The sequence below is a fragment of the Burkholderia sp. IT-111MI5 genome, from assembly GCF_949752865.1.
Taxonomy (GTDB): Bacteria; Pseudomonadota; Gammaproteobacteria; order Burkholderiales; family Burkholderiaceae; genus Burkholderia; species Burkholderia pyrrocinia_C.
In genome coordinates, this window is record NZ_CATKIF010000055.1 from 162,001 (window position 1) to 182,848 (window position 20,848).

At 69.3% G+C, this 20,848-nt stretch carries 20 protein-coding genes; 15 read left to right on the forward strand and 5 right to left on the reverse strand.

Annotated features, from left to right (window positions below; all coding sequences use genetic code 11):
• Positions 1 to 149: 149 nt before the first annotated feature.
• From ACM6JT_RS27935 to ACM6JT_RS27945, 3 genes are all read left to right on the forward strand, one after another.
• Positions 150 to 905, forward strand: a complete 756-nt coding sequence (locus tag ACM6JT_RS27935) for an AzlC family ABC transporter permease (protein WP_034178920.1) — start codon at positions 150 to 152, stop codon at positions 903 to 905.
• Positions 902 to 1,225 carry an AzlD domain-containing protein gene (locus ACM6JT_RS27940; protein WP_034178919.1) on the forward strand — a complete coding sequence of 108 codons (324 nt, stop codon included), beginning with the start codon at positions 902 to 904 and terminating at the stop codon, positions 1,223 to 1,225. Before ACM6JT_RS27935 ends, ACM6JT_RS27940 begins: the two co-directional genes overlap by 4 nt.
• A gap of 280 nt (positions 1,226 to 1,505) precedes the next feature.
• Complete coding sequence (locus ACM6JT_RS27945) at positions 1,506 to 2,702, forward strand: phosphoglycerate kinase (protein WP_072442751.1); 1,197 nt, start codon at positions 1,506 to 1,508, stop codon at positions 2,700 to 2,702.
• A gap of 157 nt (positions 2,703 to 2,859) precedes the next feature.
• Here ACM6JT_RS27945 and ACM6JT_RS27950 read toward each other — a convergent pair whose 3' ends face one another.
• The gene (locus ACM6JT_RS27950; RefSeq protein ID WP_258170483.1) at positions 2,860 to 2,988 is read right to left on the reverse strand and encodes a hypothetical protein; all 129 of its coding nucleotides are present in this window, start codon (positions 2,986 to 2,988) and stop codon (positions 2,860 to 2,862) included.
• Between ACM6JT_RS27950 and pyk the strand changes: the two genes are divergently transcribed.
• The 6 genes from pyk to ACM6JT_RS27980 all read left to right on the forward strand — a co-directional run bounded on the left by pyk (position 2,987) and on the right by ACM6JT_RS27980 (position 9,868).
• Positions 2,987 to 4,423, forward strand: a complete 1,437-nt coding sequence (pyk, locus tag ACM6JT_RS27955; protein WP_034178917.1) for a pyruvate kinase — start codon at positions 2,987 to 2,989, stop codon at positions 4,421 to 4,423. The two genes, ACM6JT_RS27950 and pyk, sit on opposite strands and share 2 nt — an antisense overlap.
• Before the next feature lie 306 nt (positions 4,424 to 4,729).
• The gene (gene fba, locus ACM6JT_RS27960; protein ID WP_034178916.1) at positions 4,730 to 5,794 is read left to right on the forward strand and encodes a class II fructose-bisphosphate aldolase; all 1,065 of its coding nucleotides are present in this window, start codon (positions 4,730 to 4,732) and stop codon (positions 5,792 to 5,794) included.
• Between the two features lie 229 nt (positions 5,795 to 6,023).
• Positions 6,024 to 6,914, forward strand: a complete 891-nt coding sequence (locus ACM6JT_RS27965) for a phosphoribosylaminoimidazolesuccinocarboxamide synthase (RefSeq protein WP_034178915.1) — start codon at positions 6,024 to 6,026, stop codon at positions 6,912 to 6,914.
• 114 nt (positions 6,915 to 7,028) lie between these two features.
• Positions 7,029 to 7,550, forward strand: a complete 522-nt coding sequence (gene purE, locus ACM6JT_RS27970) for a 5-(carboxyamino)imidazole ribonucleotide mutase (protein WP_006763511.1) — start codon at positions 7,029 to 7,031, stop codon at positions 7,548 to 7,550.
• 81 nt (positions 7,551 to 7,631) lie between these two features.
• Entirely contained in the window at positions 7,632 to 8,828 is a 1,197-nt protein-coding gene (locus tag ACM6JT_RS27975) for a 5-(carboxyamino)imidazole ribonucleotide synthase (RefSeq protein WP_034178914.1), read from the forward strand.
• A gap of 11 nt (positions 8,829 to 8,839) precedes the next feature.
• Complete coding sequence (locus ACM6JT_RS27980) at positions 8,840 to 9,868, forward strand: L-threonylcarbamoyladenylate synthase (protein WP_407970836.1); 1,029 nt, start codon at positions 8,840 to 8,842, stop codon at positions 9,866 to 9,868.
• A 131-nt stretch (positions 9,869 to 9,999) separates the two neighbouring features.
• On the opposite strand, the gene ACM6JT_RS27985 is transcribed toward ACM6JT_RS27980, so the two are convergent.
• The 3 genes from ACM6JT_RS27985 to dacB form a co-directional block, all read right to left on the reverse strand.
• Positions 10,000 to 11,139: an SGNH/GDSL hydrolase family protein gene (locus tag ACM6JT_RS27985; RefSeq protein WP_034178912.1), complete on the reverse strand. Its 1,140-nt coding sequence runs from the start codon at positions 11,137 to 11,139 to the stop codon at positions 10,000 to 10,002.
• A gap of 94 nt (positions 11,140 to 11,233) precedes the next feature.
• Positions 11,234 to 12,148 carry a sterol desaturase family protein gene (locus tag ACM6JT_RS27990; RefSeq protein WP_034178911.1) on the reverse strand — a complete coding sequence of 305 codons (915 nt, stop codon included), beginning with the start codon at positions 12,146 to 12,148 and terminating at the stop codon, positions 11,234 to 11,236.
• A 386-nt stretch (positions 12,149 to 12,534) separates the two neighbouring features.
• Positions 12,535 to 14,067, reverse strand: coding sequence for a D-alanyl-D-alanine carboxypeptidase/D-alanyl-D-alanine-endopeptidase (gene dacB, locus ACM6JT_RS27995; protein ID WP_034178910.1), 1,533 nt, complete (start codon positions 14,065 to 14,067; stop codon positions 12,535 to 12,537).
• 201 nt (positions 14,068 to 14,268) lie between these two features.
• On the opposite strand from dacB, the gene ACM6JT_RS28000 reads away from it, so the two are divergent.
• From ACM6JT_RS28000 to ACM6JT_RS28025, 6 genes are all read left to right on the forward strand, one after another.
• Positions 14,269 to 14,931 (forward strand): response regulator, encoded by a 663-nt coding sequence (locus ACM6JT_RS28000; RefSeq protein ID WP_034178909.1) that lies wholly within the window; start codon positions 14,269 to 14,271, stop codon positions 14,929 to 14,931.
• Between the two features lie 3 nt (positions 14,932 to 14,934).
• On the forward strand, positions 14,935 to 16,281 hold the full coding sequence (locus ACM6JT_RS28005) for an ATP-binding protein (protein WP_175961960.1): 1,347 nt from the start codon (positions 14,935 to 14,937) through the stop codon (positions 16,279 to 16,281).
• A gap of 112 nt (positions 16,282 to 16,393) precedes the next feature.
• Positions 16,394 to 17,878, forward strand: a complete 1,485-nt coding sequence (locus tag ACM6JT_RS28010) for a DegQ family serine endoprotease (protein WP_034178907.1) — start codon at positions 16,394 to 16,396, stop codon at positions 17,876 to 17,878.
• A gap of 101 nt (positions 17,879 to 17,979) precedes the next feature.
• Entirely contained in the window at positions 17,980 to 18,417 is a 438-nt protein-coding gene (locus tag ACM6JT_RS28015) for a carboxypeptidase-like regulatory domain-containing protein (RefSeq protein ID WP_034178906.1), read from the forward strand.
• Positions 18,418 to 18,553: 136 nt separating this feature from the next.
• Positions 18,554 to 18,913, forward strand: a complete 360-nt coding sequence (locus ACM6JT_RS28020; RefSeq protein ID WP_034179415.1) for a DUF427 domain-containing protein — start codon at positions 18,554 to 18,556, stop codon at positions 18,911 to 18,913.
• Positions 18,914 to 18,941: 28 nt separating this feature from the next.
• Complete coding sequence (locus ACM6JT_RS28025) at positions 18,942 to 19,649, forward strand: CoxG family protein (RefSeq protein ID WP_131947551.1); 708 nt, start codon at positions 18,942 to 18,944, stop codon at positions 19,647 to 19,649.
• Between the two features lie 66 nt (positions 19,650 to 19,715).
• On the opposite strand, the gene ACM6JT_RS28030 is transcribed toward ACM6JT_RS28025, so the two are convergent.
• Entirely contained in the window at positions 19,716 to 20,723 is a 1,008-nt protein-coding gene (locus ACM6JT_RS28030) for a helix-turn-helix domain-containing protein (RefSeq protein ID WP_217589993.1), read from the reverse strand.
• Positions 20,724 to 20,848: the final 125 nt, after the last annotated feature.

The window sequence follows — 20,848 nt, forward strand, 5'->3', positions numbered from 1 at the left end:
ACGCTTATTTTAGCGTCATTTGGCGACGATCCGGTCGGTCGGCGCGGGGCCGGCGCTATAATCGCCCGGTACCGATTCCAATAACGACGGGTCGTGCCGGCAGGAGGCGCCGGCGTCCCGACGAACCGCCCGCTGCGGCCCGCTTTCCCATGCTCGCTCGATTGTCCGCCACCGACCGTTTCGCGCTGATCCAGGGCGCGCGCGACTATTCCCCGACACTGATGGCGATCCTGTCCTGGGGGCTCGTCACCGGCATCGCGATGAGCAAGTCGGTGATGACGCTCGGGCAGGCGAGCGCGATGTCGCTGCTCGTCTATGCAGGCTCGTCGCAGCTCGCGGTGCTGCCGCTCCTCGCCGCGAAGCTGCCGATCTGGACCGTGCTGCTCACGGCCGCAATGGTCAACACGCGCTTCGTGATCTTCAGCGCCGGGCTTGCTCCCCATTTTTCCTACCTGCCGCTGTGGCGGCGCCTCGCGATCGGCTATTTCAACGGCGACGTGATCTACCTGCTGTTCCAGAAACAGGGCTTCGCAAACGGCCACGTGCCGGGCAAGGAAGCGTATTTCTGGGGGATGGCGCTCGCGAGCTGGGCGTCGTGGCAGGTGTCGTCGCTCGCCGGCATCCTGCTCGCGAGCTTCTTTCCCGCGAGCTGGGGGCTGGAACTGGCCGGCACGCTCGCGCTGATCCCGATCATGGTGTCGGCGGTCGCGAACCGCTCGACGCTCGCGGCCGTCGCGGTCGCGGGGATCGTGTCGCTGGTCGCGTTCGACCTGCCGTACCGGCTCGCGCTGCCGCTCGCGGTGCTCGCCGCGCTCGCGGCCGGCAGCACGGCCGATTTCTTCGTCGAACGGGCCGACTGGCGGCGCATCCGCACCGAAACCGTGCACGAGAAGGAGATCGAATGAGCGCGACCGAGATATGGATCGTCATCATCGGAATGACGATCGTCACGGCCGTCACGCGCGCGCTGTTCCTGATCGGCGGCGAGCGCACCGTGCTGCCCGAACGCGCGCAGCGCGCGCTGCGCTACGCACCGGCGGCCGCGCTGGTCGCCGTCGTGCTGCCCGACGTGCTCGAAACGCCGGCCGGGCTGTCGTTCGCGCTGTCCAACCATCCGTTCTACGCGGCGCTCGCCGGCCTCGGCTGGTTCTTGTGGCGGCGCAGCATGCTCGGCACGATCGTCGTCGGGATGCTCGTATTCACCGCGCTGCGCATGATTTTCTGATGGGCCGCCGTTCCGGCCCGCGGGGCGTCGGCCGCTCGTGCGCGTGGATTGCTGCGCTGCGGCAATGGAGCCGTTGCCGCGCGCGATCCCAAATAGGCGGAATTCGCCGCCGCACGGGTCAGTCTGCCGGGTGGATCGGCTAGAATGCCCGTTCGAGATTTTTTACCCGTGCGCGTCATGCGAACCGCCAGCCACGGCCGCATCCGGCGCCCTTTCGCGGCAGCCCGCGCACGTCCAGCGTGAACCCCCTTTCCCCATCCACTACTTCAATCTGTCCAACATGAGCCAAGTCAAGCGTCTTACCGACCTGATCGCCGCCGGCCAGCTCGCCGGCAAGCGGGTGTTCATCCGCGCCGACCTGAACGTCCCGCAGGACGATCACGGCAACATCACCGAAGACACGCGCGTGCGCGCGTCCGTGCCGGCCATCCAGGCCGCGCTCGACGCCGGCGCGGCCGTGATGGTCACGTCGCACCTCGGCCGTCCGACCGAAGGCGAATTCAAGCCGGAAGATTCGCTCGCGCCGGTCGCGAAGCGCCTCGCCGAGCTGCTCGGCCGCGACGTGCCGCTCGTGTCGAACTGGGTCGAGAACGGCGTGAACGTCGCACCGGGCCAGGTCGTGCTGCTCGAGAACTGCCGCGTGAACAAGGGCGAGAAGAAGAATTCGGACGAGCTCGCGCAAAAGATGGCGAAGCTCTGCGACGTGTACGTGAACGACGCGTTCGGCACCGCGCACCGCGCGGAAGCGACCACGCACGGGATCGCGAAGTATGCGCCGGTCGCGTGCGCGGGCCCGCTGCTGGCCGCCGAACTCGACGCGCTCGGCAAGGCGCTCGGCAACCCGGCGCGCCCGCTGGTGGCGATCGTCGCCGGCTCGAAGGTGTCGACCAAGCTGACGATCCTGAAGTCGCTGGCCGGCAAGGTCGACCAACTGATCGTCGGCGGCGGCATCGCGAACACGTTCATGCTCGCGGCCGGTCTGCCGATCGGCAAGTCGCTCGCGGAAGCCGACCTCGTCAACGAGGCGAAGGCGATCATCGACGAAGCGCGCGAGCGCGGCGCGTCGGTGCCGATCCCGACCGACGTCGTGACGGCCAAGGAATTCTCGCCGACGGCCGCGGCCACGGTGAAGCAGGTCGCCGACATCGAAGCGGACGACATGATCCTCGACATCGGCCCCGATACGGCCAAGGCGCTCGCGAGCCAGCTCGAGAAGGCAGGCACGATCGTGTGGAACGGCCCGGTCGGCGTGTTCGAGTTCGACCAGTTCGGCAACGGCACCAAGACACTCGCCGAAGCGATCGCCAAATCGTCCGCGTTCTCGATCGCGGGCGGCGGCGACACGCTCGCGGCCATCGCGAAGTACGGCATCCACGACCAGGTCAGCTACATCTCGACGGGCGGCGGCGCCTTCCTCGAGTTCCTCGAGGGGAAGAAGCTGCCGGCGGTGGAAGTGCTCGAAACGCGGGCGGCCTGAGCGTGGCGGCGCGCGCAGGGGTGACGAAGGCCGCGCGCTCCGCGAAAGCGGAGCAGCCGGCCGGCGCGGGCAAGCGCAAACGCGCGCCCGCGCGGGCGAACTCCACCCCGCGCGCACCGGCGGCCGCTGGCGACGCGGCCATGCAGCACCACGAGATTCAGAACAAAGCGATGCCGGGCGCAAGCACCGGCACGCCCTCCGGAACGGCCGCCGCTGGGCCCGCCGTGTCCGGCTCTCGCAGCGTTTCACCCAGCGCATCCACCTTGATCCAGATGAGGAGTTTCATGCAGCGCGCCACCAAGATAGTCGCCACGATCGGCCCGGCTTCCAGTTCGCCGGAGATTCTGCTGCAGATGATGCAGGCGGGCCTCGACGTCGTGCGGCTCAATTTTTCGCACGGCACGGCCGACGATCACCGCCAGCGCGCCGAGATGGTGCGCGAGGCCGCCCGCAAGGTCGGCCGCGAGATTGCGATCATGGCCGATCTCCAGGGTCCGAAGATCCGCGTCGGCAAGTTTGAGAACGGCAAGACGACGCTCGCGCCCGGTCAGCCGTTCATCCTCGACGCGGCCTGCGAGCTCGGCAACGACGAGCGGGTCGGCCTCGACTACAAGGAACTGCCGCGCGACCTGAAGCCGGGCGACCTGCTGCTGCTGAACGACGGCCTGATCGTGCTGACCGTCGAGCGCGTGCTCGGCGACGAGATCCACACGATCGTCAAGGTGGGCGGCGAGCTGTCGAACAACAAGGGGATCAACCGCCAGGGCGGCGGCCTGTCGGCGCCCGCGCTGACCGCGAAGGACATGGAAGACATCCGCACCGCGATGTCGCTCGGCGCGGACCTGGTGGCGGTGTCGTTCCCGAAGAACGCGACCGACATGGAAATGGCGCGCCAGCTCGCGAACATCGCGGGCGCGCCGTACGGCATCAAGCCGAAGATGATTGCGAAGATCGAGCGCGCGGAAGCGATTCCGGCGCTGCAGAGCATTCTCGACGCGTCCGACGGCATCATGGTCGCGCGCGGCGACCTCGCGGTGGAAGTGGGCAACGCGGCCGTGCCGGCGCTGCAGAAGCGGATGATCCGGATGGCGCGCGAGTCGAACAAGCTCGTGATCACCGCGACGCAGATGATGGAATCGATGATCTACGCGCCGGTGCCGACCCGCGCGGAAGTGTCGGACGTCGCGAACGCGGTGCTCGACGGTACCGACGCGGTGATGCTGTCGGCCGAGACGGCCGCCGGCAAGTACCCGGTCGTCACGATCGAGACGATGGCGGCCGTGTGCGTCGAGGCGGAAAAGTCGGAACACGTCGAGCTGGACAAGGATTTCCTCGACCGCACGTTCACGCGGATCGATCAGTCGATCGCGATGGGCGCGCTGTTCACCGCGTACCACCTGGGCGCGAAGGCGATCATCGCGCTGACCGAATCGGGCGCGACCGCGCTGTGGATGTCGCGTCACTACACGCACGTGCCGATCTTCGCGCTGACGCCGCGCGTCGGCAGCGAGCGCACGATGGCGCTGTACCGCAACGTGACGCCGCTGCACGTCGACTTCAACAGCGACCGCGACTCGGCGCTGCAGGCGGCGCTCGAGCTCGTCGTCAAGCAGGGCTACGTGCAGCACGGCGACATGGTCGTGCTGACCGTCGGCGAACCGATGGGGCAGGCGGGCGGCACCAACACGCTGAAGATCGTGCGCGTCGGCGAGCACTATTGAGTCGAGCGTTCGCCGGGCACCTGGCCGGCGACCCGGGTCGATCGAATTCGATCCGGCACCGTTTTTCACGCGAAAGCCGCGCGGGGTCCGAAGCCCCGCGCGGCTTTTTTTCTCTTTTTTGCCCGCATTGTGCCGTGCGAACGTAACAAATTGCGAGCGGGCGCCAACGGGCGGTCGGAATCGGAGGCGCTTCGCGATAAAATGCGGCTATTCGACGCTCAGCCGCGCCGCGCCGCCCCGGTTCGAACGAGGGCGGGTGCCGCGCCGGCGTCAGGGCGCACCGGTTTTCATTCAAGGAGTTCCACAATGCCTCTCGTATCAATGCGTCAATTGCTGGATCACGCGGCAGAGCACGGTTACGGCCTGCCGGCCTTCAACGTGAACAACCTGGAGCAGGTCCAGGCGATCATGGCGGCAGCGGACCAGGTCGGCGCGCCCGTGATCATGCAGGCATCGGCCGGCGCGCGTAAGTACGCGGGCGAGCCGTTCCTGCGCCACCTGATCGAAGCGGCGGTCGAGTCGTATCCACACATCCCGGTCGTGATGCACCAGGATCACGGCCAGTCGCCGGCGGTCTGCATGGGCGCGATCCGCAGCGGCTTCACGAGCGTGATGATGGACGGTTCGCTCGAAGCCGACGGCAAGACGGTCGCGTCGTACGAGTACAACGTCGACGTGTCGCGCAAGGTCGTCGAGATGGCGCACTCGATCGGCGTGACGGTCGAAGCCGAACTCGGCGTGCTCGGCTCGCTCGAGACGATGAAGGGCGACAAGGAAGACGGCCACGGCGCGGAAGGCACGATGACCCGCGAGCAGCTGCTGACCGATCCGGAGCAGGCGGCCGATTTCGTGAAGCTCACGCAGTGCGATGCGCTCGCGATCGCGATCGGTACGTCGCACGGCGCCTACAAGTTCTCGAAGAAGCCGACGGGCGACATCCTGTCGATCCAGCGCATCAAGGAAATCCACGCGCGCATCCCGAACACGCACCTCGTGATGCATGGTTCGTCGTCGGTGCCGCAAGAGCTGCTGGAAGAAATCCGCCAGTTCGGCGGCGACATGAAGGAAACCTACGGCGTGCCGGTCGAGGAAATCCAGGAAGGCATCAAGCACGGCGTGCGCAAGATCAACATCGACACCGACCTGCGTCTCGCGATCACCGGCGCGATCCGCCGCTACCTGTTCGAGAACCCGGGCAAGTTCGATCCGCGCGACTACCTGAAGCCCGCGCGCGAAGCGGCGAAGCAGGTCTGCGTCGACCGCTACCTCGCATTCGGCTGCGAAGGCCAGGCCGCGAAGATCAAGCCGGTGTCGCTCGACAAGATCGCCGAGCAGTACAAGTCCGGCGCGCTCGCGCAGGTCGTGCGCTGAGACTGTAGTACGATTGCCCCGCCCGATTCTTCCGCAAGGCAGGGGCGGGCAGCCAGGCCGGATGTGATCCGGCCCCAGGCAGCCGTTCCGTCCGGCCGAACGAGGGCCGGCCGGCAACCGCCCGGGCACCGCCCGGCCGGTTCGCCGACGTATTGCAAGACCGCCGTTCCCGCCTGCCGCGGGGAACGGCGTTTCCCTTTTTGTTTGGCTCCTTATCTGCGAAAAGACGATGTCTACCCTTTACGAATCCACGCTCCGCTCGCTGCCGCTCCTCGGTCGCGGCAAGGTCCGCGATAACTACGCGGTCGGCAACGACAAGCTCCTGATCGTCACGACCGACCGCCTGTCGGCATTCGACGTGGTGATGGGCGAGCCGATTCCGAACAAGGGCCGCGTGCTGAACCAGATGGCGAACTTCTGGTTCGACAAGCTCGCGCACATCGTGCCGAACCACCTGACGGGCGACGCGCCGGAAGCGGTCGTCGCGGCCGACGAGGTCGAGCAGGTGACGGGCCGCGGCGTGGTCGTCAAGCGCCTCGAGCCGATCATGATCGAAGCGGTCGTGCGCGGCTACCTGGCCGGCAGCGGCTGGAAGGAATACCAGGCGTCGGGCGCCGTGTGCGGCGTGCAGCTGCCGGAAGGCCTGCAGAACGCGCAGAAGCTGCCCGAGCCGATCTTCACGCCGGCCGCGAAGGCCGAGATGGGCGAGCACGACGAGAACATCACGTTCGAGGAAACCGAGCGCCGCATCGGCACCGAGCTGGCCGCGACGATCCGCGACATCTCGATCCGCCTGTACAAGGAAGCGGCCGACTATGCGGCGACGCGCGGCATCATCATCGCCGATACGAAGTTCGAATTCGGCCTCGACAACCACGGCAAGCTGTACCTGATGGACGAAGTGCTTACGGCCGATTCGTCGCGCTTCTGGCCGGCCGACCAGTACCAGGTCGGCACGAACCCGCCGTCGTTCGACAAGCAGTTCGTGCGCGACTGGCTCGAGGCGCAGCCGTGGGGCAAGACGGCGCCGGCGCCGGCGCTGCCGGCCGACGTCGTCGAGAAAACGGCCGCGAAGTACCAGGAAGCGCTCGAGCGCATCACCGGCCAGTCGCTCGCCTGAGCGAGCTTTGCATGGGACCGGAGTAAGCGCTGAAGCGCCAACTCCGGTCGACCGCTTTGCATGGGACCAGAGTAAGCGCTGAAGCGCTAACTCTGGTCGACAGGAAATGACGAAATGAGTGAAGTCCAGACTGCCCACACGCACAGCGCGCCGCTCGTCGGCGTGCTGATGGGTTCGAGTTCCGACTGGGACGTGATGAAGCACGCGGTAGCGATCCTGCAGGAATTCGGCGTGCCGTACGAAGCGAAGGTGGTGTCCGCGCACCGGATGCCCGACGAGATGTTCGACTATGCGGAGAAGGCGCGCGAGCGCGGGCTGCGCGCGATCATCGCGGGCGCCGGCGGCGCCGCGCACCTGCCCGGCATGCTGGCCGCGAAAACCACGGTGCCGGTGCTCGGCGTGCCGGTCGCGAGCAAGTACCTGAAGGGTGTCGATTCGCTGCACTCGATCGTGCAGATGCCGAAGGGCGTGCCCGTCGCGACGTTCGCGATCGGCGAGGCCGGTGCCGCGAATGCCGCGCTGTTCGCGGTGTCGATCCTGTCCGGCACGTCGGCCGATTACGCGAACCGGCTCGCCGCGTTCCGCGTGCGCCAGAACGAAGCCGCGCACGCGATGGTGCTGCCGCCGCTGGAATGACGGCGCACCGGCGGCCGCGCGTCGCGGCTGCCTGACCCTCCCCACTGCGGCGGGCAGCGCCCGCCGCGACCGACCACTGACATGACCGCAACTCCTGATTCCGTTTCCCCGATCCTGCCCGGCGCGTGGCTGGGCATGGTCGGCGGTGGCCAGCTCGGCCGCATGTTCTGCTTTGCCGCCCAGGCGATGGGCTATCGCGTCGCCGTGCTCGATCCCGATCCGACGAGCCCCGCCGGCGCGGTCGCCGACCGCCACCTGCGCGCGGCCTACGACGACGAAGCCGCGCTCGCCGAGCTGGCCGACCTGTGCGACGCGGTGTCGACGGAGTTCGAGAACGTGCCGGCCGCGAGCCTCGATTTCCTCGCGCGCACGACCTTTGTCGCGCCGGCCGGCCGCTGCGTCGCGGTCGCGCAGGACCGGATCGCGGAGAAGCGCTTCATCGAGGCGTCTGGCGTACCGGTCGCGCCGCACGTCGTGATCGAATCGTCGGCGGCGCTCGCCGCGCTCGACGATGCCGTGCTCGACGCGGTGCTGCCGGGCATCCTGAAGACGGCACGCCTCGGCTACGACGGCAAGGGCCAGGTGCGCGTGCGTACCGCGCAGGAAGCGCGCGACGCCCATGCGGCGCTCGGCGGCGTGCCGTGCGTGCTCGAGAAGCGCCTGCCGCTGAAATACGAAGTGTCGGCGCTGATCGCGCGCGGCGCGGACGGCCGCTCGGCCGCGTTCCCGCTCGCGCAGAACGCGCACCACAACGGCATCCTCGCGCTGACGGTGGTGCCCGCGCCGGCCGCCGATGCCGCGCGCGTCGAAGAGGCGCAGCAGGCGGCCGTGCGGATCGCCGATACGCTCGGCTACGTCGGCGTGCTGTGCGTCGAGTTCTTCGTGCTGGAAGACGGCTCGTTCGTCGCGAACGAGATGGCGCCGCGCCCGCACAACTCCGGCCACTACACGGTCGATGCGTGCGCAACGAGCCAGTTCGAGCAGCAGGTGCGCGCGATGACGCGCATGCCGCTCGGCAACCCGCGCCAGCATTCGCCGGCCGCGATGCTGAACATCCTCGGCGACGTGTGGTTCCCGAACGGTGCAGCGGCCGATGCCGTCACGCCGCCGTGGGACACGGTCGCGGCGATGCCGGCTGCGCACCTGCACCTGTACGGCAAGGAAGACGCGCGCGTTGGTCGCAAGATGGGGCACGTGAACTTCACGGCCCCGACGCGCGACGAAGCCGTCGCCGCGGCTACCGCGTGCGCGCAGCTGCTGCGCGTGCCGCTCGACTGAGGCGCCAGCCGATGTCCATCGATCTCCCGAACTCCGTGACGCCCGCGCAGATCGACGCGGCCGCCGCGCTACTCGACGCGGGGCAACTCGTCGCGTTCCCGACCGAAACCGTCTACGGGCTCGGCGGCGACGCGGCGAATCCCGAAGCCGTCGCGCGCATCTACGCGGCGAAAGGGCGGCCGGCGAACCATCCGGTGATCGTGCACCTGCCGCCCGGTGGCGATCCGGGTTACTGGGCCGACGACCTTCCCGACGATGCGCGGAAGCTGATCGATGCGTTCTGGCCCGGCCCGCTGACGCTGATCCTGAAGCGCCATGCGCGCATTCCGGACGCCGTGAGCGGCGGGCAGGATTCGGTCGGGCTGCGCTGCCCGTCGCATCCGGTCGCGCAGGCGCTGCTGGCGGCGTTCAGCGCGCGGCGCGGCGGCCACGGCGGCGTGGCCGCGCCGTCCGCGAACCGGTTCGGCCATGTGAGCCCGACGACCGCGCAGCACGTACGCGACGAATTCGGCGACACCGTGCATGTGCTCGACGGCGGCGCGTCCGAAGTCGGCATCGAATCGACGATCCTCGATCTGTCGCGCGGCTTCCCGGCGCTGCTGCGCCCGGGCCACGTGACGCCGCAGCAGATCGCCGACGTGCTCGGCCGCGCGCCGCGGCTGCCGGACGGCAGCGACGCGACCGCGCCGCGCGCGTCGGGCACGCTGAAGGCCCATTACGCGCCGAGCACGCCGCTCGCGCTGCTGCCGTTCGATGCGCTCGAGCCGCTGCTCGCGGCCGCGCAAACCGACGGCGAGCGCGTCGCGCTGGTCGCGCGCGCATCGCGCGCGGGGCGCTGGGCGCAGGCCGACGGCGTGCATTTCATCGCCGCGCCGGAAGATCCGCAGGCTTACGCGCGCGACCTGTACGGGATGCTGCGTGCGCTCGATCGCGCGCAGGTCGCGCGCATTCTCGTCGAGAAGCTGCCCGAGACCGTCGAATGGATTGCCGTCAACGATCGTCTCGGCCGTGCCGCGGCCGCGTTCGAAGCGCGCGACTGACGACCGGCGCAAGCCTCGGCCCATGAATGACAAACGCCCGACCGGCGAACCGGTCGGGCGTTTTTTTTGGGGGAGATCGCGCCGGCTGCGCGTTGCGCGTGCCGGCCGGCGGCGGTCCGTTTATATGCCGCTTACTTGCCGACGCCCGAAGCCGCGATCTGCTTTTCCACGAACTGCGCGAACAGCGCGTGCAGGCGCGTCGTCGGGTGGACCGTGTCGGCGAACATGTAAGTCTGGTCCGCGTTCGGGACCGTGTAGGTCTGCGGCGAGCAGAACAGCGACGAGCCGAATGCGGTCGCGTTCGCGACGCCGTACTGCGTCGCGGCCTGGACCATCGCCTTCAGGTTGCACGCGGTGTCGGTGTTCGACACGTTGAAGCCGTTCGCCTGGTAGTTGGCCGCGATGCCGTCCTGCCACGTGAACGTGTCGAGCAGCGCGACCTTCGTCGTGTCGACCTTCAGCGCGGCCAGCGTGCCGGCGAGCGTCTTGTTGAACAGCCCCGACAGTTGCGTGAACGCGGCCTGCGTGCCGCCCTGCAGCGCGAGCGGCGTGCCGCCGATGTCCGGCACGTTCGACACGAACACGTGCGTTGCGCCTGCCGCGACGATCTGCTGGACGATCCCGCCGAGCTGCTGCGCGGCCAGGCCGATCGCCTGCGCCGCCGCGAGTTGCGCGGCCGGCGTGTTGCCTTGCGCCTGCGCGACCTGCGCCTGGTAGAAGATGTCGTTCGCGCCGCCGTTGACCAGCACGATCTGGCCTGCGTTGAAGCTGCCGTGCTGCGTCAGGTACTGCTTGACCTGGTCGGCGATCGGCGTCGTGGTCGCTTGCGCGAAGTCGGCGTTCGGCACGCTCGCGTCAGCATGGCCGATGCCCGGCTGCAGCGTCACGCGCGAGCCGCCCTGCGCGTAGCCGAGGCCGCCGGTGGCCTGCAGCGGAATGCCGAAGCCGCCCTGGTTCGCGGGCTGCAGCGTGTCGCCGTAGTACTGCGCGACGTTCTGCGTCCACACCTGGCCGGGGTTGGTCGTGAAGCGGCCGCCGCCGAAGCCGAGCTTGATCTGCGAATAGGTGCCGGCGTCGGACAGGCTGTCGCCGAACGACACGATCTGCATCTTCACGCCGGAAGGCGGCGTGTTCGACGCGCTGCTGCTGTTGTTGTCGTCACCGCCGCCGCACGCGGCGAGCAGCGCGAGCGCGGCACCCGCGATCGCGACCTGCGCGGTGCGCAGCAGGCGTTGCCGGATATGCGACGGGAATTGTTGTTGTGACTGCATCGTTCGATCTCCTCGTAGATATGGCCTGATGTGTTTCTCATCTGCCGCGTGCCTGCTCGGAACCGGGCTGCGCGGCGGCCGTTGGCTGAAACGGTTATTGGTCGCGCGCAGCCGCAAGCGGCACGGTGCGCGGGTCCTGGTTCGCGGCCTCGACAACCTGCGCATGATAAGCGCTCGCCCATTCGGGCGGGCCGAAAATCGCGCGCAGCTTGTTGCGCCATCCGTCGACGCGCAACGCGTCGGCCGCCATCGACACCCACTCGTGAAACGTCGCGACGAGCGGGTTGTTCGAGCCGAGCCGCTCGACGATCCCGTACTGCGGCGGGTCGTCCGGCGTTTCCTCGACATAGCTGCCGAACAGGCGATCCCAGATCACCAGGACGCCTGCGTAATTGCGGTCGATGTAGCGCGGGTTGCGCGCATGGTGCGCACGGTGGATCGACGGCGTGTTGAACACGTACTCGAGCCAGCCGAGCTTGCCGATCGCCTGCGTGTGCACGAAGAACTGGAACGCGAGGTTGATCAGCACGATGCCGACGACCTGTTGCGGCGGAAAGCCGGCGAACGCGAGCGGCAGCCAGAACACCCACATGCCCGCGACGGGGTACATCAGGCTCTGGCGGAACGCGGTCGAGAAATTCATCCGCTCGGACGAGTGGTGCACGACGTGCGCGGCCCACAGCCAGCGCACGCGATGGCTCGCGCGATGGAACACGTAGTAGAGGAAGTCCTGCGCGACGAACAGCACCGCGAACGACAGCCAGCCGTCGTGCCACGTGAACAGGCGATAGTGCCGGTAGCAGTACGCATAGACGGGGATCACGAAGAGCCACGCGATCTTGTCCGCGCCCTGGTGCATCAGCGCGAGCGCCGCATTGCACAGCGTGTCGCGCCACGCATAGACATGGTCCTGCGCACGTGTGCGGGCGAGGTGCCAGGCTTCCCACGCGATGCAGAGCAGGAAGACGGGCGCCAGCGCGAGCAGAAGCAATTCGACGTCGAATCGCATGGGCGTGTCTCCTCTTTTCCCCTGCAAGCCGTGAGGCCGGGCGCGTGGCCCGTTGTAGATATCGGTCAGGCCAACAGCCTACGCAATCGCCACGCGCTAGGCGAGGGGGCAGCGTAGAGGGTTCCCTCTGAGGACAGGGTTTCTACGGAAACCGCGCGGCGCGAGGCCGGGCGGTGCGGCCCCGTTTTACGGGCACGGCTGGCGTGCGATGCGTCGCGCATCGGTGGCGGTGCCCGTTTCAAACCGCGAACGGCGGGACTCCGTATGCGAGGCGGCGGCGGGCCGCACGGGCTGCCCGCCAAGGCTGCCCGATGCGCGGTGCCGCCCCGTGGCCGTCGTGCGTCGACCGAGGGGCGGGGATGCGCCGCGTCGCGGCGCGCGAGCCGTCAGTGCGCGCCCGCGTAGATCCATTCGAGCAGCGTGTCGTGCGCGGCGCGCGCGCCTTCCGCCTGGTCGTTGTTGATGAAGCTGACGACGACGTAGCTCTGGCCGTCGGCGCCGGCGACGTAGCCGGCGATCGCGCGCACGTCGCGCAGCGTGCCGGTCTTGATGTGCGCGTTGCCGAGCACGCCGGCGTTGGTGAGGCGGTTCTTCATCGTGCCGTCGATGCCGGCGATCGGCAGCGAATCGACGAACGCCTGCGCGACCGGGCTCGCGTTCGCTGCCTGCAGCAGCGCGGCGAGCGACAGCGCGCTCACGTGCTCTTCGCGCGACAGCCCCGAGCCGTTTTCGAGCGCGAGGTCCGGCATCGCGATGCCGTTCTTCTGCAGGAACGCCTGGATCGCGCGGCTCGACTGCTCGGGCGTCGCGGGCGGCTTGCCGCTGACCGCGCCGATCGTCAGGAACAGGTTGCGCGCCATCACGTTGTTGCTGAACTTGTTGATGTCGTAGACGATGCTGCCGAGCACCGGGCTGTGATGCACGGCGACCGGCCGCGCGGTGGTCGGCACCTTGCCTTCGCTCACGGGCCCCGCGATCGTGCCGCCGTCCTGCCGCCACAGCGCGAGGAAGCCGCGCGCGAAGAACGTCGTGTGATCGAGGATCGCGAGGTTGGTGGTGCGCGCGCCGCAGCGCAGCGGATAGTCGCCGGCGAACGACGCCGTCATCATCCCGGCGCCGGCCGTCAGCGTCGGGCGCGCGGCCGCGGCGGCCGCGCTGCACGAGCCCGTGCCTTCGACCAGCTGGTTGTCGATCGACAGGTCCGCGAGCGGCGGCAGCACGTCGACGGCCACCTTGCCGTCGTCGCCCGGCGTGACCGTGAACGACACGGCCTTGAACGCGTACAGCAGCGGATCGGGGCCGACGTTGTACGGCGCGCTCACGTCGTCGTCGAACGACGGCAGGTCGCGCGTCGATGCCGCGAAATAGCTCTTGTCGAGAACGAGGCCGCCGGCCACGCGCTTGATGCCGGCCCTGCGGATCTTGTCGACGAGGTCGATCAGTTCTTCGGGCACGAGCTTCGGATCACCGGTGCCCTTGATGTACAGGTTGCCCTGCAGCGTGCCGTCGGGGTCGACCGTGCCGTCCGTATAGGCGGTCGTGCGCCAGCGGAAGTCGGGGCCGAGGATCGACAGGCCCGAGAAGGTCGTGACGAGCTTCATCGTCGACGCCGGCAGCATCGGCCGGCTCGCATTCCACGCGATCAGCGGTTCCGGGTCGCCGACGCGTTCGACGACTACGCTCATCGCCGACGCCGGCACCTTCGCGCGCTGCAGCGCGACGAGCACGGATGCCGGCAGGCCGGCCGCACGCGCGGCGGGCGACACGACGGCGGTCTTGCGCGCTTCCTTGTGGAATTTCTTGCGGGCTTGCGCGGGCGGCGCGAAGGCCAGCGCGGTGCAGGTGGCGATGACGGCGGCTGCGCGCAGGCAGGCTTGAGCGCGGGGGGCGAACCGGGCGGAAAGGGCGGAAATCGGCATGGACGAATACGGGTAAGCAGGGGCTCGGGCGGCGCGTGCGTCGCGCGCAAGCGCACATTGTAGAGACAAGTGGGCAAATGCCCGCCGAAATCGCGTGTCGTGCCGCATTGAGGCATCACTTTGCGGCGCGCATGCCGCGCACGCGATTCGCGGCGCTACAATGATCGGCGTGTTTCACCCGACCCATGGATGCCTGTCCCGATGCGGATTCTGCTTGTCGAAGACGACCGAATGATTGCCGAGGGCGTGCGCAAGGCGCTGCGCTCGGACGGCTTTGCGGTCGACTGGGTGCAGGACGGCGACGCGGCGCTCACGGCGCTGGGCGGCGAGACGTACGACCTGCTGCTGCTCGACCTCGGCCTGCCGAAGCGCGACGGCACCGACGTGCTGCGCACGCTGCGTGCACGCGGGTTGTCGCTGCCGGTGCTGATCGTCACCGCGCGCGACGCCATCGCCGATCGCGTGAAGGGCCTCGACGCGGGCGCCGACGATTACCTCGTCAAGCCGTTCGACCTCGACGAACTCGGTGCGCGGATGCGCGCGCTGATCCGCCGCCAGGCCGGGCGCAGCGAGTCGCTGATCCGCCACGGCGCGCTGACGCTCGATCCCGCGTCGCACCAGGTCACGCTCGACGGCGCGCCCGTCGCACTGTCCGCGCGCGAGTTCGCGTTGCTCGAGGCGCTGCTCGCGCGGCCCGGCGCGGTGCTGTCGAAGAGCCAGCTCGAGGAAAAGATGTACGGCTGGGGCGAGGAGATCGGCAGCAACACGGTCGAGGTCTACATCCACGCACTGCGCAAGAAGCTCGGCTCGGACCTGATCCGCAACGTGCGCGGGCTCGGCTACATGGTCGTCAAGGAAAGCTGACGCGTGAGGTCGATTCGTCATCAATTGCTGATCTGGCTGCTCGCGATCGTCGTCGCCGGCGTCGGCCTCGCAGGCTGGCTGATCTACCGGCAGGCGCTCGCCGAGGCGAACGAGCTGTTCGACTACCAGCTGCAGGAAATCGCCGCGGCGCTGCCGTCCGAGCCGTTCTCGCAGGTGTTCGGCTCGCGGACCAACGGCGACGAAGGCATCGTGATCCAGATCTGGAACCGCAACGGCGTGCTGATGTACTTCTCGCATCCGCGCGCGCCGATCGCGCCGCGCGCGGAGCTCGGCTTCTCGACCGAGCGCACCGATCGCGGCGAATGGCGCGTGTACGGCGCGATCGTCGGCGACAACGTCGTGCAGCTCGCGCAGCCGCTGTCGGTGCGCAACCGGCTCGCGGCGAACGTCGCGCTGCGCACGCTGTGGCCGCTGATCGTGCTGCTGCCGTTCCTCGGCGCGGCCGTGTGGGTGATCGTCGGGCGCGGGCTGGCGCCGCTCGGCCGCGTGACGCGCGCGGTCGAGGCGCGCCGGCCGGAAGCGCTCGATCCGCTGCCCGACGAGCGTCTGCCGCTCGAGGTGCAGCCGCTCGTGCGCGCGCTGAACGGGCTGCTCGCGCGGCTGTCGGCCGCGCTCGACACGCAGAAGGCGTTCGTGGCCGACGCCGCGCACGAACTGCGCACGCCGCTCGCGGCCGTGCAGATCCAGGCGCAGCTCGTCGCCCGCGCGAAGGACGACGCGTCGCGCCGCGAGGCGGTCGCGGATCTCCAGGACGGCGTCACGCGCGCGACGCGCCTCGCGGAGCAGTTGCTCGCGCTTGCCCGCGCCGAGCCGGACGGCGCGACGATGCGCGAGCCGGTCGACCTGCAGGCGCTGCTGGCCGAATGCGTGGCCGCGCATGCGCCGCTCGCGCAGCGGCGCGACATCGATCTCGGCTTCGAGGAGACGCGCGCGGCGAGCGTCGTCGCGGACGTCGGCGCGCTGCGCGTGATGTTCGGCAACCTGCTCGACAACGCGGTGAAGTACACGCCGGACGGCGGCCGCATCGACGTGTCGCTGACCTCCGACGCGGCCGGCCGCGCGTGCGTGCAGATCGGCGACAGCGGGCCCGGCATCCCGGCCGACGAGCGCGAGCGGGTGTTCGACCGCTTCTACCGTGACAGCTCCGCGCGGGCGCGTGCCGACTTGTCGGGCAGCGGGCTCGGGCTCGCGATCGTCAAGCGCGTGGCGGCGCAGCAGGGCGCGACGGTGTCGCTCGGCGACGCGGCCGCGGGCGGCCTGCTCGTCAGCGTCGTGTTCCGCGACGCCGAGATGCCGGCCGAGGCGCCGCAGCAGTCCGAATCCGTGTGAAGAACGCGGTCGGACGGGCCTTGTCGGCCCGCTTAAGCGCCGCTTAAGGCTGATTAAGCCTCCTTTAAGTCAGGGTCGTTACGCTGCGTCCTAACAAAGAGGAGGTCCTACGATGAACACCCGATTCCTTGCGCGCGGCGCCGTCGCAGTCGCCGTGGCGGCCGCCCTGTCGGCCGGTTACGTTGCCGGCACCCGCCGCGCCGATCCGCAGATCATCACGCCCGCGCAGGCGGCCGCGCTGATGCCGGCCGAGGCGGCCGCGAAGACCGGCATCCCCGATTTCTCCGGGCTCGTCGAGACCTACGGCCCGGCGGTCGTGAACATCAGCGCGAAGCACGTCGTGAAGCAGGTGGCGCGGCGCGTGCCGCAGCCGCAGCTGCCGATCGATCCGAGCGACCCGTTCTACCAGTTCTTCAAGCACTTCTACGGCCAGGTGCCGGGCATGGGCGGCGACGCGCAGCCGGACGACCAGCCGAGCGCGAGCCTCGGTTCCGGGTTCGTCATCAGCTCCGACGGGTACATCCTCACCAATGCGCACGTGATCGACGGCGCGAACGTCGTCACGGTCAGGCTGACCGACAAGCGCGAATACAAGGCGAAGGTCGTCGGCTCGGACAAGCAGTCCGACGTCGCGGTGCTGAAGATCGACGCGAGCGGGCTGCCGACCGTGAAGATCGGCGATCCGGCGCAGAGCAAGGTCGGCCAGTGGGTCGTCGCGATCGGTTCGCCGTACGGCTTCGACAACACGGTCACGTCGGGCATCATCAGCGCGAAGTCGCGCGCGCTGCCGGACGAGAACTACACGCCGTTCATCCAGACCGACGTGCCGGTGAACCCCGGCAACTCGGGCGGCCCGCTGTTCAACCTGCAGGGCGAGGTGATCGGCATCAACTCGATGATCTATTCGCAGACGGGCGGCTTCCAGGGCCTGTCGTTCGCGATCCCGATCAACGAGGCGATCAAGGTGAAGGACGAGCTCGTGAAGACGGGCCACGTGAGCCGCGGCCGCCTCGGCGTCGCCGTGCAGGGGCTGAACCAGACGCTCGCGAGTTCGTTCGGGCTGCAGAAGCCGGACGGTGCGCTCGTCAGCTCCGTCGATTCGAACGGCCCGGCCGCGAAGGCGGGCCTGCAGCCGGGCGACGTGATCCTGTCGGTCAACGGCTCGCCGGTCGCCGATTCGACGTCGCTGCCCGCGCAGATCGCGAACCTGAAGCCGGGTACGAAGGCCGACCTGCAGATCTGGCGCGACAAGTCGAAGAAGTCGATCAGCGTGACGCTCGGCGCGATGGCCGATGCAAAACTCGCGTCGAACGACGGCGGGCCGGTCGAGCAGGGCCGCCTGGGCGTCGCGGTGCGTCCGCTGTCGCCGCAGGAGCGCAGCGCCAGCAACCTGTCGCACGGGCTGATCGTGCAGCAGGCCGGCGGGCCGGCCGCCAACGCGGGCATCCAGCCCGGCGACGTGATCCTCGCGGTCAACGGCCGCCCGGTCACGAGCCCCGAGCAGTTGCGCGACGCGGTGAAGGGCGCGGGCAACAGTCTTGCTCTGCTGATCCAGCGCGATAATGCACAGATCTTCGTGCCGGTCGACCTGAGCTGACCGGCGACGGCCGACGGCCGGCCAGGCCGGCCGCGGCGGGCGCCGTCGTCCGACCCCGTGGCGTGGCGCCCCGTATGTGTTCCGACCCAAAGGAGAGAGCCATGCAATATCTACGCAACGTGTCCCGATTTGCCGTCGCCGCGGCGTTGGCCGCCGGCCTCGCAGCCGGCGCGACCGGCGCGTACGCGCAGTCGGACGGCTTGCCCGCCGCGCGCCAGCAGGGCGACGTCACCTTCGTGTCCGGCGGCATCGGGCTGGACGAATCGACGGCGTTCCAGCGCAACGAGGCGAAGTGGCCGCTGGCGCTGCGCTTCACCGGCAAGGGCGGCGAATTCCTGGCCGACGTCCATGTGCGGATCGTCGACGGCAAGGGTGCCGAAGTGCTGAAAACCGACACGCGCGGGCCGTACATGCTCGTGCAGGTGCCGCCGGGGCGCTATACGGTGCAGGCGTCGTACCAGGGTAGCGACGAATCCCGTACCGTCACGGTCGGCGCGAAGGGCGGCGCGAAAGCCGCGTTCCAGTGGAGCGCGCAGTAGCCCGCCGCACGCGGCCCCCGCCCGGGTTGCGCAATCGGACGAAGTTTCGCCCATAATGAAAGCCACGGCACTCGTGCCGTGGCTTTTTTCGTTTCCTGTCACCGGCCTGCCTGCCGGGCCGCCCGAAGGAGAAACGATGTCAGACGCCGCCGCCCCTCACGTTGAAATCGTGCCCAACCGCCATCGCGTGCGCGTGATCCACCGCGGCATCACGTATGCCGATTCGCACGGCGTGCTGACCGTGCGGGAAGCGGGGCTGCCGGACGTCCATTACCTGCCGCGCGGCGACGTCAACATGCGCAGGCTCGTGAAGTCGGGCGTGACGAGCGCCTGCCCGTTCAGGGGCGAAGCCGTGCATTTCGACTTGCAGACGGAAGACGGCGTGATCGAGAACGCTGCATGGAGTTACGAGGAACCGAAGGCGGCCGCTGCCGCGCTTGCGCACTACGTCGCCTTCGATGTCGCACGGATCGACAGTCTCGTCGAGACGTCCTGATGCGGCGCGCGTTCATCGGGGAGACATCATGGAACTGAACGACACGTTACGCGTCCCGCTCGCGCCGCCTGTCGTGCGGGAGGCCTTCGAGGATCCCGCATTGCTGCGGGCGAGCTTCGACCATTGCGAATCGTTCGTGAAGCTCGCGCACGGCGAGTTCGCGCTGACGATCACGGTGCCGCTCGGCCCGCTGCGCGCACGCTACGACGTGCGTGCGCATGCGGCCGGCGAGCAGGGCGATGCGGAAGGGCGGCCGCGCCGCGTGATCAATTTCAAGGCGCGGGCCGACGGCCTCGGCGCGCTGCGCGGCCAGGTCGAACTGGTGCTGCTGCCCGATGACGAGGCGAACGCCACAAGCATCGAGTACGTGGTCTGGGCGACGGCGAGCGGGCCGCTCGTCGAGTTGCCGGCGCGGCAGATCGAGAATGCGCTGCGCGAGTGGACCGACGATTTCTTCCGCGAGTTCTGCGCGGTCGTGCAGGCGAAGCACGGCCTCGCGCCGAATCGCGCGAACCCGGCCGCACAGCGGCGCCAGCATGTGTTCCTGCGGCCGGCGTCGCTGATGGCCGCGACGAAGCGTCCGCTGCCGCCGCACGCTGGCGGCTCGCCGACCGGGCGTGCGGCCAGCGTGCTTCATCATCGCGGTGCGGGCACGGTGCCCGTCTGGGCATGGGCGGCGATGATCGTGTTCGTCGCGCTGCTGCTTTATGCGGCGCGCTGGATCAACGGCGGCTGAGCGGCCGAGCCGCTGAACCCCGCCGGTTTCGCTTCACGGCCCGCCCGCCTCCGCGCGCGGCGGGCATCACTGCCTCGCATCGGCGCCGGCTCCGGCGCCGCGGAATTCCCTTCGATACGCAGACGGCGACGTGCCGAGCGCGCCCGCGAAATGCTGGCGCAGCGACACGCTCGACCCGTAGCCGGCCGCCTGCGCGATCGCGTCGATCGATTGCCCGGTGGTTTCCAGCAGATGCTGCGCGCGCGCGAGCCGCTCGGCCTGCAGCCACGCGGTGACGGTCGTGCCGGTCGCCTGGCGGAAGTGGCGCGTGAACGTGCGCCGGCTCATCAGCACGCGTTCGGCGAGCGAATCGACGCTGTGCGCGGCGTCGAGGTGCGCGCGCACCCAGTCGAGCAGGCCCGCGAGCCGCGCATCGCGCGGGTGCGCGGCGACCGGCTGCGGCACGTACTGGGCCTGCCCGCCCTGGCGGTGCGGCGGGATCACGAGGCGGCGCGCGATCCGGTTCGCGGCATCCGAGCCGAAGCGCCGCCGCACGACGTGCAGGCAGCAGTCGAGCCCGGCGGCCGTGCCGGCCGACGTCATCAGGTTGCCGTCGTCCACGTACAGCACGTCGGGATCGAGCTTCACGCGCGGAAAGCGTTGTGCGAAGTCGTCGGCCCACGCCCAGTGCGTGGTGGCCGGGCGGCCGTCGAGCAGGCCGGCCGCGGCGAGCACGTATGCGCCGAGGCACAGCCCGACGAGTTGCGCGCCGCGTGCGGCGACCGCGCGCACCGCGTCGAGCAACTCGTCGGGCGGCGCTTCGTCCGGGTCGCGCCACGCCGGCACGATGACGATGTCCGCGTCGTCGAGTGCGTCGAGCCCGTACGGCGCGGTGATCGTGAAGCCGCCCGTCGTCGCGAGCGGGCCGCGCTCGGCCGAGCAGACGCGAAACTCGAACGCCGGCGATGCGACCGCGTCGCGCTCCTTGCCGAACACGACGGACGGCACCGACAGGTGGAACGGGCTGATGCCGTCGTATGCGATCACGGCGACGACGGTCGGGGCAGGCGAGGCGGGTGACGCGACGGCGGTCATGACGGGCTCCGGAATGGCGATGGCCCGATTTTATCGAAGAATGGCTATCGGGCCACTGTCCGCGCGGGCGATGCGGTCCGACAATGCATCGCATCGCGCCGCTGGCCGCCTCGTTCCGGGGCGGG